The organism is Cellulomonas alba (assembly GCF_030362835.1).
GTDB classification, from domain to species: domain Bacteria; phylum Actinomycetota; class Actinomycetes; order Actinomycetales; family Cellulomonadaceae; genus Cellulomonas; species Cellulomonas alba.
Map to the genome: position 1 here is coordinate 63,378 of NZ_JAUCGQ010000004.1, position 13,072 is coordinate 76,449.

General features: G+C 74.3%; 15 protein-coding genes. 7 read left to right on the forward strand and 8 right to left on the reverse strand.

Features of this window, described 5'->3' with window-relative positions; all coding sequences use genetic code 11:
- Positions 1 to 7 precede the first annotated feature (7 nt).
- Positions 8 to 1,084 carry a lipoate--protein ligase family protein gene (locus QRT04_RS16610; protein ID WP_289456814.1) on the forward strand — a complete coding sequence of 359 codons (1,077 nt, stop codon included), beginning with the start codon at positions 8 to 10 and terminating at the stop codon, positions 1,082 to 1,084.
- An 18-nt stretch (positions 1,085 to 1,102) separates the two neighbouring features.
- Here QRT04_RS16610 and QRT04_RS16615 read toward each other — a convergent pair whose 3' ends face one another.
- Both QRT04_RS16615 and QRT04_RS16620 read right to left on the reverse strand, forming a co-directional pair.
- Positions 1,103 to 1,438, reverse strand: coding sequence for a DUF202 domain-containing protein (locus QRT04_RS16615; protein ID WP_289456815.1), 336 nt, complete (start codon positions 1,436 to 1,438; stop codon positions 1,103 to 1,105).
- Complete coding sequence (locus QRT04_RS16620; RefSeq protein WP_289456816.1) at positions 1,435 to 1,800, reverse strand: YidH family protein; 366 nt, start codon at positions 1,798 to 1,800, stop codon at positions 1,435 to 1,437. Before QRT04_RS16620 ends, QRT04_RS16615 begins: the two co-directional genes overlap by 4 nt.
- Before the next feature lie 150 nt (positions 1,801 to 1,950).
- On the opposite strand from QRT04_RS16620, the gene QRT04_RS16625 reads away from it, so the two are divergent.
- Positions 1,951 to 2,163, forward strand: a complete 213-nt coding sequence (locus tag QRT04_RS16625) for a hypothetical protein (RefSeq protein ID WP_289456817.1) — start codon at positions 1,951 to 1,953, stop codon at positions 2,161 to 2,163.
- Here QRT04_RS16625 and QRT04_RS16630 read toward each other — a convergent pair.
- The 5 genes from QRT04_RS16630 to QRT04_RS16650 form a co-directional block, all read right to left on the reverse strand.
- Positions 2,160 to 2,906: a YggS family pyridoxal phosphate-dependent enzyme gene (locus QRT04_RS16630; protein ID WP_289456818.1), complete on the reverse strand. Its 747-nt coding sequence runs from the start codon at positions 2,904 to 2,906 to the stop codon at positions 2,160 to 2,162. The two genes, QRT04_RS16625 and QRT04_RS16630, sit on opposite strands and share 4 nt — an antisense overlap.
- Before the next feature lie 21 nt (positions 2,907 to 2,927).
- The gene (gene ybaK, locus QRT04_RS16635) at positions 2,928 to 3,425 is read right to left on the reverse strand and encodes a Cys-tRNA(Pro) deacylase (protein WP_289456819.1); all 498 of its coding nucleotides are present in this window, start codon (positions 3,423 to 3,425) and stop codon (positions 2,928 to 2,930) included.
- Between the two features lie 43 nt (positions 3,426 to 3,468).
- A complete protein-coding gene (locus QRT04_RS16640) occupies positions 3,469 to 4,059 on the reverse strand; it encodes a VIT1/CCC1 transporter family protein (protein WP_289456820.1) in 591 nt (196 codons plus the stop codon).
- 108 nt (positions 4,060 to 4,167) lie between these two features.
- Positions 4,168 to 6,735: a DEAD/DEAH box helicase gene (locus QRT04_RS16645; RefSeq protein WP_289456821.1), complete on the reverse strand. Its 2,568-nt coding sequence runs from the start codon at positions 6,733 to 6,735 to the stop codon at positions 4,168 to 4,170.
- Positions 6,732 to 7,373: a TetR/AcrR family transcriptional regulator C-terminal domain-containing protein gene (locus QRT04_RS16650; protein ID WP_289456822.1), complete on the reverse strand. Its 642-nt coding sequence runs from the start codon at positions 7,371 to 7,373 to the stop codon at positions 6,732 to 6,734. The genes QRT04_RS16645 and QRT04_RS16650 overlap by 4 nt, the downstream gene beginning before the upstream one ends.
- A 114-nt stretch (positions 7,374 to 7,487) precedes the next feature.
- On the opposite strand from QRT04_RS16650, the gene QRT04_RS16655 reads away from it, so the two are divergent.
- Together QRT04_RS16655 and rnhA are read left to right on the forward strand one after the other, a co-directional pair.
- Positions 7,488 to 8,177, forward strand: a complete 690-nt coding sequence (locus QRT04_RS16655) for a hypothetical protein (protein ID WP_289456823.1) — start codon at positions 7,488 to 7,490, stop codon at positions 8,175 to 8,177.
- Between the two features lie 9 nt (positions 8,178 to 8,186).
- Entirely contained in the window at positions 8,187 to 8,645 is a 459-nt protein-coding gene (gene rnhA, locus QRT04_RS16660; RefSeq protein WP_456064477.1) for a ribonuclease HI, read from the forward strand.
- Between the two features lie 3 nt (positions 8,646 to 8,648).
- Here rnhA and QRT04_RS16665 read toward each other — a convergent pair whose 3' ends face one another.
- Entirely contained in the window at positions 8,649 to 9,263 is a 615-nt protein-coding gene (locus QRT04_RS16665; RefSeq protein WP_289456824.1) for a hypothetical protein, read from the reverse strand.
- A gap of 111 nt (positions 9,264 to 9,374) precedes the next feature.
- On the opposite strand from QRT04_RS16665, the gene QRT04_RS16670 reads away from it, so the two are divergent.
- The 3 genes from QRT04_RS16670 to QRT04_RS16680 all read left to right on the forward strand — a co-directional run bounded on the left by QRT04_RS16670 (position 9,375) and on the right by QRT04_RS16680 (position 13,062).
- On the forward strand, positions 9,375 to 10,259 hold the full coding sequence (locus tag QRT04_RS16670; protein WP_289456825.1) for an oxygenase MpaB family protein: 885 nt from the start codon (positions 9,375 to 9,377) through the stop codon (positions 10,257 to 10,259).
- 57 nt (positions 10,260 to 10,316) lie between these two features.
- On the forward strand, positions 10,317 to 11,045 hold the full coding sequence (locus QRT04_RS16675) for a glutamine amidotransferase (RefSeq protein WP_289456826.1): 729 nt from the start codon (positions 10,317 to 10,319) through the stop codon (positions 11,043 to 11,045).
- 121 nt (positions 11,046 to 11,166) lie between these two features.
- The gene (locus QRT04_RS16680; RefSeq protein WP_289456827.1) at positions 11,167 to 13,062 is read left to right on the forward strand and encodes a carboxypeptidase-like regulatory domain-containing protein; all 1,896 of its coding nucleotides are present in this window, start codon (positions 11,167 to 11,169) and stop codon (positions 13,060 to 13,062) included.
- Positions 13,063 to 13,072 lie beyond the last annotated feature (10 nt).

Here is a 13,072-nt window from a genome sequence, read left to right on the forward strand (position 1 = left end):
TGGAGCCGTGCACGGTGAGTACAAGGTGCCCGGTGGCAAGCTCGTGGCGGTCGACGTCGACGTGGTGGACGGGCGGCTCGCGAACGCGAGCGTGAGCGGCGACTTCTTCCTCGAGCCCGACGAGGCGCTGGGCGTGCTGTCGGGCACGCTGGACGGGCTCGCGTCCGACACGCCGACCGGCCGGCTCGCCGACGCGCTGACGGCGGCGCTCGACGGCGCGCAGGCCGACGGCGCGCTGCCCGGTCCCGTGGCGATGGTCGGCTTCGACGCGCGCGCTGTCGCCGTCGCGGTGCGCCGTGCGCTCGGCCACTCGACCACCTGGGCCGACCACACGTTCGAGCTGATCCACCCCGGGCCGCTGCCGCCTGCGCTGCACACCGCGCTCGACCAGGTGCTCACCGAGGAGCTCGCCGCCGGCCGGCGCGGCCCGACGCTGCGGTTCTGGGAGTGGGTCGAGCCGGCGGTGATCATCGGCTCGTTCCAGTCGCTGCGGAACGAGGTGGACCTCGAGGCGGCGCAGCGGTACGGCGTCACGGTCGTCCGGCGCATCTCGGGCGGCGGCGCCATGTTCATGGAGGCGGGCAACTGCATCACCTTCTCGCTGGTGGTGCCCGGGTCGCTGGTCGACGGCATGTCGTTCGAGGAGTCGTACGCGTTCCTCAACCAGTGGGTGCTCGGCGCGCTCGCGGACGTCGGCGTCGACGCGTCGCTGAGCGGACTGAACGACATCGCCTCGCCGGCGGGCAAGCTCGCGGGCTCGGCGCAGAAGCGGCTCGCCGGGGGAGCGGTGCTGCACCACGTCACGATGTCGTACGACATCGACGCCGCGAAGATGCTCGAGGTGCTCCGCATCGGCCGCGAGAAGCTGTCCGACAAGGGCACGGCGAGCGCGGCCAAGCGCGTCGACCCCGTCCGCTCGCAGACGCAGCTGCCGCGCGAGGACGTGATCGAGGCGTTCGCGAAGCACTTCCGCGGTCGGTACCCGACGATCGACGGCGAGCTCCGCGCCGACGAGCTCGCGCGCGCCGAGGACCTGCGCCGGACCAAGTTCACCGACCCCGCGTGGACCGCGCGCGTGCCCTGACGCCCGCGCCGACCCGCGTCAGAACAGCTGCCGGCCCCCGAGACCACCCGTGAGGACCACGACGAGCGCGCCGAGCCCGACGAGCACGAGCCCCGCCGCGCAGACGGTGACGAGCCGCCCGCCGGCGCGGCCCGCGTGCGAGTCCGGCGACCGCCGGTAGGCCGCCGCGACGAGCGTCGCCGACGCAGCCGACGCGACCACGGCCAGGACCCACGCCGCCGCGCCGATCACGTCCTGCAGCATCCGGCCGATCGCGACCGACCCGACCGCGAGTGCGAGCCCCGTCCGGCGCCACGCGAGGCGCGTGCGCTCCGGCGCGAGGCCGCCCGGCCGGTCCTCGTCCGCGCCGCTCATGCGGCGACGAGCCCGATCAGCACGAGCAGCCCCGCCACCAGGACGCCGACCACGAGCAGCGCGAACCCGGTCGGCGCGGGCAGCGGCCGCCCCTGGCGCATGGCGCGCTCGCCCCGGGCCCAGCCGAGCCACGCCGCGACCGGCGCCAGGACCCCGAGGCTCACGAGCACGATCGACGCAGCGAGCCGCACGTGCCGCTCGATGGGCAGGTCCAGCGCCTCGAGCGCGACGCCGGCCGCGAGCAGCGCGAGCGACGTCCGGATCCAGGCGAGGAACGTGCGCTCGTTCGCGAGCGAGAACCGCGCGTCGGGCTCCTGGCCGACGCCGAACACCCAGCGGGGGAAGCGGTGATCGTCGGCCACGAGCCCATTGTGCTGGTCCGGCGCAGGGGTCGTGGAGCGCGCCCGGCGCGACCGGCCGAGCGACCGGCGTCGACGTCGTCGTTTCACCCGGCGAGCGATGTATCAGGCCCAGCGGCGGCTGCTCCTGGTCGTGCGCAGAGGGGGGCGGGCATGGCGATCACGCAGACGACCGCGAGTGTCGGACGGGAGCAGGGGCCCGTGCCGGAGTCCGGTGTCGAGCGCGACCTGCGCCGGCTGGCGCTGCTGCAGGACCGCGAGGTCCGTGCGGCACGCCGCCGGCGCTCCGCCGCCCTTCGGACCGTGGTGCTGCGCGGCGGGACCGCCCGGGGTGCGAGCGGGCAGCCTGGGCGGACGTTCCGCTAGACCGTGGCGCGGGCGCCGAACACCGCCGTGCCGACGCGCACGATCGTCGCGCCCTCGGAGATCGCCGCCTCCAGGTCACCGCTCATGCCCATCGACAGCTCGAGCGCGTCGTCGGTGCCCGGCGCACCCGATGCGAGCACCTCGTCGCGCAGGGCCCGGAGCCGCGCATAGCCGGCGCGCACGAGCTCGTCGTCCGGCGAGCGGGCGCCGATCGTCATGAAGCCGCGCAGCCGCAACGACGGCAGCGACGCGACGCGCATGGCCAGGTCGACGGCGTCGGCCGGGTCGACGCCGTGCTTGGTCTGCTCGCCCGACACGTTGACCTGCACCAGCACGTCGAGCTCGCGGGGCGCGCGGGACGAGAGCCGCTGCGCGGGCTCGAGCGACTCGACCGTCTCGACGCACGTCGCCCAGCGCAGCGCGGCGTTCACCTTGTTCGACTGCAGCGGGCCGATCAGGTGCATCGCAGGCGCCGCCGGACCGACGTGCGGCCCCTTCTCGACGAGCTCCTGCACGCGGTTCTCGCCGACCAGCACGCGCTGCAACGCGGGTTCGGCGGCGCAGGCAGCCGCGTCGGCGGCGAGCGCCGCGAGAACCCGTTCGGCTGGCTGGGTCTTCGTCGCCAGCAGGATGCGCACGTCGGCCGGCTCGCGCCCGGCGGCGCGCGCTGCGGCCGAGACGCGCCGACGCACAGAGGCGAGGCGGTCCGCGATCGCGTCGTCGACGGTGACGGGCTCGGGCATGGTCGTCGACGCTACCCGTGCTCAGCCGCGTGCCACGTCGGCGACGGTCGCGGACGTCAGCCGCACCAGGTCGTCGGGCGCGAGCTCCACGTCCAGCCCCCGACGTCCGCCCGAGACGAGCACCGTGTCGAACAGCCAGACCGTCTCGTCGACGACCGTCGGCAGCGCGGTCCTCTGCCCCAACGGCGAGATGCCGCCCGCCACGTAGCCGGTGGCGCGCTCCGCCGCGGCCCGTTCGGCCATCGCCGCCTTCTTGCCGCCCGCGGCCGCGGCGAGCGCCTTGAGGTCGAGCGTCGTCGTCACGGGCACCACGGCGACGACGAGCTGCCCGTCGACGGTGGTCAGCAGCGTCTTGAACACGCGCTCCGGCTCGACGCCGAGCGCGTGCGCGGCCTCGAGGCCGTACCCGAGGGTGCTCGCGGGATCGTGCACGTACGCGTGGGCGGTGTGCGCGACACCGGCGGCCGTGAGCGCGACGAGCGCCGGCGTCCCGGCAGGGCTGCGTGCGTCCTTGGCCACGGCGCAACGGTAGGCGACCAGGTGCCGCCCGCGGGCCGACGGCTCAGACGACGCCGCCGAACGCGACGCCGAGACCGTAGGTGACCGCCATCGCGATCGAGCCGGCCACGACGTTGCGGAGGACCGACCGGCGGCCCGAGGCCCCCGTGAACCGCGACGAGGCCCAGCCGGTGAGCACGAGGGCGACCAGGACCGCGCCGAACGTGGCGGGGACCCGCGCCGCGATGCCCCACGGCGCGATGACGACGAGCAGCGGCACCAGGCCGCCGAGCGTGAAGGCGACGAGCGACGCGATGGCCGCGTGCCACGGGTTGGTGAAGTCGGCCTCGTCGTCGGCGCCGGCGACGGGACGGCCCGCGGCGGCCGCGACGCGCTCGGCATCACGCTGGCTGCTGACCGACGCGTACTCGCCGGCCGCCATCGACAGCGCGCCCGCGACGAGCGCCGCGCCACCGGCGAGGGCGATGGTGCTGGGTGAGGCCGCGGCGCCCGCGACCCCGACGACGGTCGCGGCGATCGACACGACGCCGTCGTTGGCGCCGAGCACGCCCGCGCGCAGCCGGTTGAGCGACGCAGACGACACCGGGCCGGCCGGGTCGGAGGGCCGCAGCAGGGCCGTCGAGAACGTCGTCATGCAGCCACGGTAGGTCGCTTCCGCGCGCTTGTCACCGCAGGAAAGGCTCCCCTGACCTGCGCAGATGCAGGTTTGCCTTACCTTGGTCGGAGCCCGTCGAGTCGCGGCTCAGAGCGGTCCGACGGCCGTGATCCGGAGCCGCACCTCGCCTGCCTCGTCGCTCTCCGCGAGGTCGACGACGGCGTCGATCCGCCAGTCGTGGTCGGCGGCGGGGTCGTCGAGGAGCTGGCGCACCTGCCACGTGGCCGGGCCGGGCGTCACGAGGAACAAGCCCGGGCCGCGGGCGGGGGCGCCGGTGAGGATCTCGTCGTGGTCGTCGTAGAACGGGTCGAGCGCGGTGGCCCAGCGGTCGGCGGTCCAGCGGTCGCCGTCGGCGTCGACGTCACCGAGGCCCTCGAGCGCGCCGTACGCCTCGCGCGCGGCGAGCTCGACCCGGCGGAACATCGCGCCCCGCACGAGCGCGCGCAGCACGCGCGGGTTCGCGGTGACGGGCTCGGGGGTGTCGTCGTCGACCGCGCCCGGCGCGTCCGCACCCGGCTCGTCGATCGGGTTGGACAGGCGCTCCCACTCGTCCAGCAGGCTCGAGTCCGTCCGCCGGACCAGGTCGCCGAGCCACTCGATCACCTCGGCCAGCTCCTCGGTGCGCGCCTCCGGCGGGACCGTCTGGCGCAGCGCGCGGAACGCGTCCGCGAGGTAGCGCAGGAGCACCCCCTCCGTGCGGTCGAGCTGGTAGAAGCTCACGTACTCGGCGAACGTCATGGCGCGCTCGTGCAAGTCGCGCACCACGGACTTGGGGGACAGCGCGAGGTCCGCGACCCACGGGTTGGCGCGGCGGTACGTCGCGAACGCCGCCTCGAGCAGCTCGGCCAGCGGCTTCGGGTAGGTGACGTCCTCGAGCAGCGCCATGCGCTCGTCGTACTCGAGACCCTCGGCCTTCATCGCCGCGACCGCCTCGCCGCGCGCGCGGTTCTCCTGCGCGGCGAGCACCTGGCGCGGGTCGTCGAGCGTCGCCTCGATGACGCTGACCACGTCGTGCGCGTACGCCGGGTCCTCGCGGTCGAGCAGGTCGAGCGCGGCGTAGGCGAACGGGGACAGCGCCTGGTTGAGCGCGAAGCTCGGCGGGAGCTCGTGCGCGAGGGACACCGCCCGGCGGCGGCCCTTCGGCGCGGCGGCGTCGTCGACCCACGGGCGCTCGACGACTCCGGCCGCGCGCAGCGAGCGGTAGACCGCGATGGCGCGGCGCACGTGCCGGCCGCGCGCGGCGTCGGGCTCGTGGTTGTCGGTGAGCAGGCGCGTCATCGCCGCGACGGGGTCGCCCGGGCGGGCCAGCACGTGGAGCACCATCGCGTGGCTGACGGCGAACTGCGAGGTCAGCGGCTCGGGTGGCGCGTCACGCAGGCGCTCGAACGTCTTGTCGGTCCAGTTCACGTGGCCGGGCGGCGCTTGCTTGCGGACGATCTTGCGCTGCTTCTTCGGGTCGTCGCCCGCCTTCTCGAGCGCCTTGCGGTTCTCGATGACGTGCTCGGGCGCGAGCACGATGACCTCGCCGACCGTGTCGAAGCCCGCACGGCCCGCACGGCCCGCGATCTGGTGGAACTCGCGCGCCGAGAGGTGCCGCATGCGCACGCCGTCGTACTTGACGAGGCTCGTGAGGACGACGGTGCGGATCGGGACGTTGATGCCGACGCCGAGGGTGTCCGTGCCGCACACGACGGGCAGGAGCCCCTTCTGCGTCAGCCGCTCCACGACCCGGCGGTACTTGGGCAGCATGCCCGCGTGGTGCACGCCGACACCGTGGCGCAGCAGGCGGGACAGCGTGCGGCCGAAGCCCGGGCCGAACCGGAACGCGCCGAGCTCGTCGGCGATGCGGTCGCGCTGCTCGCGGCTGGCCAGCGGAGTCGACAGCAGCGACTGCGCGCGCTCGACGGCCTCCTTCTGCGTGAAGTGCACGACGTAGACGGGTGCCCGGTGGGTGTGGACCAGCTCGTCGAGGAGCTCGTGCAGCGGCTCGACCGCGTAGGAGAACGTCAGCGGCACCGGGCGCTCGGCGTCGGCGATCACGGCGACCGTGCGGCCGGTGCGGCGTGTGAGGTCCTCCGCGAAGAAGCCGACGTCGCCGAGCGTCGCCGACATGAGCACGAACTGCGGGCGCGGCAGCTCGAGCAGCGGTACCTGCCACGCCCAGCCGCGCTGCGGGTCGGCGTAGAAGTGGAACTCGTCCATGACGACCTGGCCGACGTCGGCGTCCGCGCCGTCGCGGAGCGCGAGGTTGGCGAGGATCTCGGCGGTGCAGCAGATGATCGGCGCCGTCGGGTTGACCGACGAGTCGCCCGTCATCATGCCGACGTTCTGCGAGCCGAACGCGGCCGCGAGGGCGAAGAACTTCTCGCTGACGAGCGCCTTGAGCGGGGCGGTGTAGAACGTGCGCCGGCCCTGTGCCAGCGCGACGAAGTGGGCCGCCGTGGCGACGAGCGACTTCCCCGAGCCGGTCGGCGTCGAGAGGATCACGTGCGCGCCGGTGACGAGCTCGAGCAGAGCCTCGTCCTGGTGCGGGTACAGCGTGAGCCCCTGGCCGGCGGCCCACCCCGTGAACGCGTCGTACAACGCGTCGGGGTCGTACGGGTCGGCGGGGACGGCGTCGGCGAGCGTGCCAGGGGGCGTCGCGGTGCTGCTCATGGTGGGTCGATGGTCGCACGGAGCGCCTCGGCGCCCGCGCAGAGCAGGGCGAGGCCGCGCGCGAACGTCTCGTCGTCGTCCACGCCCGCGGCCTGCTCGAACGTGACGGGGAACGCCGCGCGCAGACGCGCCCACGCGTGCGGGTCGAGCTCGACGTCCGGCCCGCGCTCGGCCTGCTCCTGGAGCACGAAGCCGGTGACGTAGCCGAGCACGGTGTCCGCGACGACGCCCGCGTCGGTGCGGGTGAGGCCCGCGCCCGTGAGGGTGCTCAGGAGGCGCTCCACCAGCGTCAGCGCGCCGGTGCTCGCGAGCGACGGCGCGGCCGCGAGGAGCTCGGCGCCGCCGCTCTGGCGGCGGATCGTGGCGCGCACCGCGGTCGCCTGTGCCGTCAGGGACGCGCGCCAGTCGGCGGGGTCGGCGAGTGCCGCGAGAGCCGTCGTGCCGGCGTCATGGGCCTCGAGCGCGATGCGGTCGGCCATGAGGCGCAGGAGGGCCGCCTTGTCGGGCACGTGGTAGTAGAGGCTGCCTGCCTGGGCGTCGAGCCGGGCGGCGACCGCGCGCATGGACAGGCCCGCGGAGCCGCGCTCGGCGTACACCGCGAGCGCCGCGTCGACGATGCGCTCGGCGGTCAGCTTCACGGCGTCAGCGTAGACCGGCGTTTCGAACACTGTTTGAATTGTGTGCCGGACACGCGTAGCGTCGACCCGCCGGACGCGCGCAGGGGGCGCGACCGCACCGATCGGAGGGCGTCGATGCTCGTCGTCACGGCTGCGCTCATGGTGGTCCTGCTGCTCTGCGGGCTGCTGCTGGTCGACGGCGACACCATCCCGTCCCGGACCGTGCCGTGGCTCGCGGTGGCCCTCGGTGCGCTCGCGGTCGGCGGAGTCGTGCTGCAGCACGCGTGGCCCGGGGCGACGGCTGCGCTCGACGCCGACCCCGCGCGGAGCGGCTGGTGGCGGCACGGGACGGCCGTGCTCCTGCAGGACGCGGGGTGGCCGGGCGTGGTGTTCAACGTGCTGACGCTCGCGGCGGTCGCCGCGCTGGTGCAGTGGCACTGGGGGTGGCGGCTCGCGCTCGGGCTCGTGATCGGGGGCGCTGCGGTCCCGGTGCTCGTCGGGGCCGTCGCGGGGGCCGTGGCCGGGTCGCAGGACGCGCGCGACTGGGCCGGCAGCTCCGGGCTGACGTTCTTCCTCGCGGGGTCGCTCGCCGGCGCAGCACTCGTGGTCGGGCACGCCGGCGCGCGGGCGCTCGGGGTGCTCGCGGGCGTCGTCGGGCTCGCGGCGTGGCTCTGGCTCGCGGACGCGCACGGGCTCGTCGCGGTCGAGGGGCTCGTCGTCGGGGCAATGTGCGCCGGTGTGAGCGCGGCCGTGCGCCGCCGTCGTCGCCTGGTCGATGCTGCGACCTCCGAGCCGCGCGCCGTCGGGGAGCGGTCTGCCGCCTAGGGTGTGCGCGTGACCGACGACCTTCCCCGGGTGGAGATGTGGACCGACGGCGCCTGCAAGGGGAACCCGGGCGTCGGCGGGTGGGGCGCGTGGATGCGGTTCGGCGAGCGCGAGCGCGAGCTGTTCGGCGGCGCGCTGCTGACGACGAACAACCAGATGGAGCTGACGGCCGTCATCGAGGGCCTGCGTGCGCTGAACCGGCCGTGCGAGGTCACGCTGCACGTGGACTCGCAGTACGTGATGAACGGCGTGACGAAGTGGGTGCACGGCTGGAAGCGCAACGGCTGGCGCACCGCCGACAAGAAGCCCGTCAAGAACCAGGAGCTGTGGATGGCGCTCGACGCCGAGGTCGCGCGGCACACCGTGCACTGGGTGTGGGTCAAGGGCCACGCCGGCGACCCGGGGAACGAGCGTGCGGACGCGCTGGCGAACAAGGGCGTGGACGCGGTGCGCGCCGGGGCGCTCTGACGTTCAGGAGCCCGGCGGGCCCCAGTGCCACGTCGACAGCATCGCCTCGGCGGCCGCGACCGAGTCGGCGGCGACGGCGTCCGGGCTCAGGACGCCGGCCGTGACGATCCAGCCGTCGCGCTCGACCCACCACTGCGTCAGCGTGGTCGTGGGCGCCATCCGCTGGTCGGTCCGGGTCGCGGCCCCGAACGCGCTCACCTCGACCACCGGCTCCCGCACGAGCTGCGGCCCGGAGGTCGCGCGGCGCATCGCGTCGACGACGGCCTCGAGCCCGCCGGCGTCCGCCGACTTCACGCACGACACGTTGAAGCCGACGACCTTCGTCCCCGAGCGGCTCAGGGTGACGGACCAGCTGCGTGCGCTCGCGGTGTGGTCGCCGTCCGGGGCCAGGAACGTGAACGCCGGGCACGCGTAGCCGCGGTTCTCGATCTGCTGCGGCAGCGCGTCGTCGCCGATCGTCGTGGGGTCGAACGTCGACGTCTGCGTCACGAGCCGGGGGAGCGGGGGCTCGTCCGCGCGGGCGCCGACACCGAGCCCGGTGACGACCGCGCCCGTCACGCCGCCCACCACGAGGGAGCCGACGGCGGTCGCGACCATCGTCCGCCGGTCCGTTCGCACGGGCCCCATGATCGGGCCTGCGGGGCGTCGCCGTCACGAGGGTTCGTCCGCCTCACCCGCTCAGCGCAGCCCGCGTCGCCAGAATGGCGCGCGGCGACGCAGGATGGGGCCATGGGACTGCGGGCGCGGATCGGGGAGTCACTGTTCGCGCGCGTCTCCGGTCCGGACGGCGTCGCGAACCGCGCGCGCATCCACGGGGCGCCGGGCGAGCGGTGGTTCGCGGCCGGCTCGCCGGTGCAGCGCGTGCACGGTGACGCGTCGATGTTCGTCGGCGGCCTGCGCGCACTGCTGCTCCAGACGCTGCACCCGGCGGTCATGACGGCCGTCGCGCGCCACTCCGACTTCCGCGAGGACCCGTGGGGCCGGCTCGCCCGGACCAGCACGTTCCTCGCCGAGATGGCGTTCGCCGCGGACGGGGACGCGCAGGCCGCGGTCGACCGGGTGCGGTACGTCCACGAGCGGATCCGCGGCCGGACCGCCGGAGGACAGCCGTACCGGGCCGACGACCCGCACCTGCTGCTGTGGGTGCACGTCGCGGGCACGGACAGCTTCCTGCGCGCGCAGCAGCGGTTCGGTCAGCGCCCGCTCCACGCCGCCGGTGCCGACGAGTACGTGCGTCAGGCGGGGGTCGTGGCGCGCGCGCTCGGTGCGACCGACGTGCCGACCACGGTGGCCGAGCTCGACGCGGCGATCGAGCGGTTCCGGCCCGAGCTGGGCGCGGGGCCCGACGCCGCCGAGACCGTCGCGTTCCTGGTGCGGAACCCCGCGATGCCGTGGACGCTGCGGCCCGCCTACGCGCTGCTGCGCCGAGCGGCCGTCGCGTCGCTGCCCGACTGGGCCGTCGCCGAGCTCGGGCTGCGGGTGCCCGGCCCGGCGCGGCGGCGGATCGCGCTCGCGGGCGGCGCGTTCGTGACGCGCGTGGTGCGGTGGGTGCTCGGGCCGGACGACGCGCGCCGGGTCGCACGGCGGCCCACGGCTCCCGCGGCGCACGTCTGAGCCGCGGTCGTCACCTCCGCCGAGCGCGCGCGTGCGGCGCGCCCTAGCGTCGGCCACGTGCTCCCGTTCGTGCTGCTCGCGTCGCGCGCCGAGGACCTCGCCGCCGACGGCGAGTACGAGCAGTTCCTGAGCTGCGGTGGCCTGACGCCCGAGCAGCTCGTGCGCGTGCGACTCGAGGCCGGTCCGATGCCGCGCCTCGACCTCGACGCGATCTCGGGGGTCATCGTCGGCGGCAGCCCGTTCGACGCGGGAGCGGCTCACAAGTCGCCGCTCCAGCTGCGCGTCGAGGCCGAGATGTCGGCGCTGCTCGACGAGGCCGTCGCGCGCGACCTGCCGTTCCTCGGCGCCTGCTACGGCGTCGGGACCCTCGGCGTGCACCAGGGCGGCGTCGTCGACCGGACCTACGGCGAGCCGATCGGCGCGGTGCGCGTCAGCCTGACCGACGAGGGCCGTGCCGACCCGCTGCTCGCGGACCTGCCGGATGAGTTCGACGCGTTCGTCGGCCACAAGGAGGCCTGCAGGGTCCTGCCGCCGGACGCGGTGCTGCTCGCCAACTCTCCTGCCTGCCCGGTGCAGATGTTCCGCGTGCGGTCCAACCTCTACGCGACGCAGTTCCACCCCGAGCTCGACACCGCCGGCATCGTCACGCGCCTGACGATCTACCGGGACTACGGGTACTACGCGCCGGACGAGCTCGACGAGGTGGTGGCGCGCGTGCGGTCGGCGACGGTGACGGAGCCGCACCGGATCGTCGCGGCGTTCGTGCGGCGGTACGCGCGGGACTGACGCATGCCGGCGCCGGCGGGGTCACCCGCGCGGGTGCTGTGCGCGGGCTGTGCCGTCTGGGACGGTGTGTGCCGGTCTCGCCGGTGTGCGGCGTCCAGGGGGCGGGGTTGACGTGCGCAGGATGACGACGGCTGTCGTAGCGCTGGCGGTGCTCGGCGCGACTCTCGCGGCGACGCCCGCGGCTGCGGAGGACGCGACGCACGTCGTCGCGATCACGCTCACCACCGAGCACGGGACACCGTTGCCGAGGCAGCCGGTCGACCTGCAGGTCAAATATGGGGGCGCGACGTGGTCGGCGACGTCCGACCAGAACGGCGTCGTCAGCTTCCCGGGCCTCGCAGCCGGGGACTACCTCATGGTGCTCGCGCCGGCACCCGCTTCTGTTCCGTACATCTACCGCACCATCACCGTGGCCGACACCGACGTCAGTCTGACTGTCGCCGAACCCGGCGTCTCGCTCGTGACTGGCACCGTCGTCGACGCGGCGACTGGCAACCCGATGAGAGCCTCGGTCGACCTCTCGTCCGACGCGGGAAGCTCCGACGTCATATCCGCCGAGTCCGACGGCAACTTCGTCGCCCCGGTGGCCACCGGGTCCTACTACGTCACCTACACGGCCTACGACAACGGCTACGAGCGGGGGTACTACGACGACGTGATCTCGGGTGGTCGAGCCACGCGGCTCGATCTCACGACGCACGACTCCACGGGCCTGCAGCTCCGGATGCACCGCCCGGGCACGCTTGCCGGAAAGGTCACGCTTGCAGGGACCCCCAAGGCCTCGGCCGTCGTGGTGGTGCCCGGTGTGAACTCGGTCTTCACGAGCTCGACCGGCACCTGGTCGGTGACGAGCGCGTCGGTCGGCACCTACCGTCCGTACGTCGAAGGAGTCGACGGCGCCACCTTCACGACCTACTACGGCAACACGGTGCGGCGGCCCGATGCACGTTCCGTCACGCTCCAGCTCGACCATGCCGCGGCCGGCGTCGACATCGCGATCGTCGCGCAGGCGACGATCAAGGGCAGCGTCCTGACAGCGTCGGGCAAGCCGGCGAAGTACATCGACGTGGAGGGGTTCAACACGACCCGCGCCGGTCATGCCACGGCAAAGACGGACGGCCACGGTCGGTACGTGCTGCGCGGGCTGGCGACAGGACCAGTGGCCGTGGCCGCGTATGCCCAAGGCGCGTCGAGCCCGGTCCGCACGGTCGGCGCCGTGCAGGGCGCGACCGTCAACGCGCCGACGCTGAAGACGTCGGACGACGCCCGGCTCGCGGTGACGATCCGCACCGTGGGCTCGAGCCCCACGAAGCAGGACGTGTCGCTGTTCGACGCGCACCACGCGATCCTCGGCACTTTCCGACCCGACTCGACCGGCAAGATCTCGCTGTGGTCGCTCGCGGCCGGGACGTACTACCTGACGATCGACGGCAGCAACGTCCAGAAGAAGCTCACGCTCAAGGCGCACCAGCACCTCAACCTCGGGACGCTCACGCGCGGGCGGCTCGTCACGGTCTCCGGCACCGTGAAGACGGCCGCCGGCAAGCCCGCGGTCGGCGCCCTGGTGCTGGTGATGGACGCGCGGAAGACCGTCTACAAGAGGACGCGCACCGACGCGCACGGGCACTACTCCGTGAAGGCTGCGGTGTCGGGCAGCTACCGGGTGACCGTCGACCCCACGTCGGTGACGGTCGACGCCTACGGCACGGTCGCACTCAAGGTGACGGCCGGGCACGCGGCGAAGGCGAACGTGCGGCTGACGAGGCCGGGCACCGTGACGGGCCGCGTGCTGAACGCCCAGGGCAAGCCGGCGGTCGGCGTCCACGTCCTCACCCTCAGCGGCCGCGACGTGCGCACCAACGCGTCGGGCGTCTTCACGATCACGGGCCTGCACGCGGGCACGACGTACCTGTTCGAGACCGACCGGGACTATGTCGGCGGGTACCGGAACGCGTCCGAGGTCGTCACGGTGCACGCCGGCCGCACGACGACGGTCGCGACGATCCGGATCCCGTAGCCGCGCCGAC

What these genes read in the sequence shown, in the direction of transcription:
- QRT04_RS16615 (WP_289456815.1), bottom strand. Translation starts at nt 1,438, where the DNA reads ATGAGCGGCGCGGACGAGGACCGGCCGGGCGGCCTCGCGCCGGAGCGC.
- QRT04_RS16625 (WP_289456817.1), top strand. Translation starts at nt 1,951, where the DNA reads ATGGCGATCACGCAGACGACCGCGAGTGTCGGACGGGAGCAGGGGCCC.
- QRT04_RS16630 (WP_289456818.1), bottom strand. Translation starts at nt 2,906, where the DNA reads ATGCCCGAGCCCGTCACCGTCGACGACGCGATCGCGGACCGCCTCGCC.
- QRT04_RS16640 (WP_289456820.1), bottom strand. Translation starts at nt 4,059, where the DNA reads ATGACGACGTTCTCGACGGCCCTGCTGCGGCCCTCCGACCCGGCCGGC.
- QRT04_RS16645 (WP_289456821.1), bottom strand. Translation starts at nt 6,735, where the DNA reads ATGAGCAGCACCGCGACGCCCCCTGGCACGCTCGCCGACGCCGTCCCC.
- QRT04_RS16655 (WP_289456823.1), top strand. Translation starts at nt 7,488, where the DNA reads ATGCTCGTCGTCACGGCTGCGCTCATGGTGGTCCTGCTGCTCTGCGGG.
- QRT04_RS16670 (WP_289456825.1), top strand. Translation starts at nt 9,375, where the DNA reads ATGGGACTGCGGGCGCGGATCGGGGAGTCACTGTTCGCGCGCGTCTCC.
- QRT04_RS16680 (WP_289456827.1), top strand. Translation starts at nt 11,167, where the DNA reads ATGACGACGGCTGTCGTAGCGCTGGCGGTGCTCGGCGCGACTCTCGCG.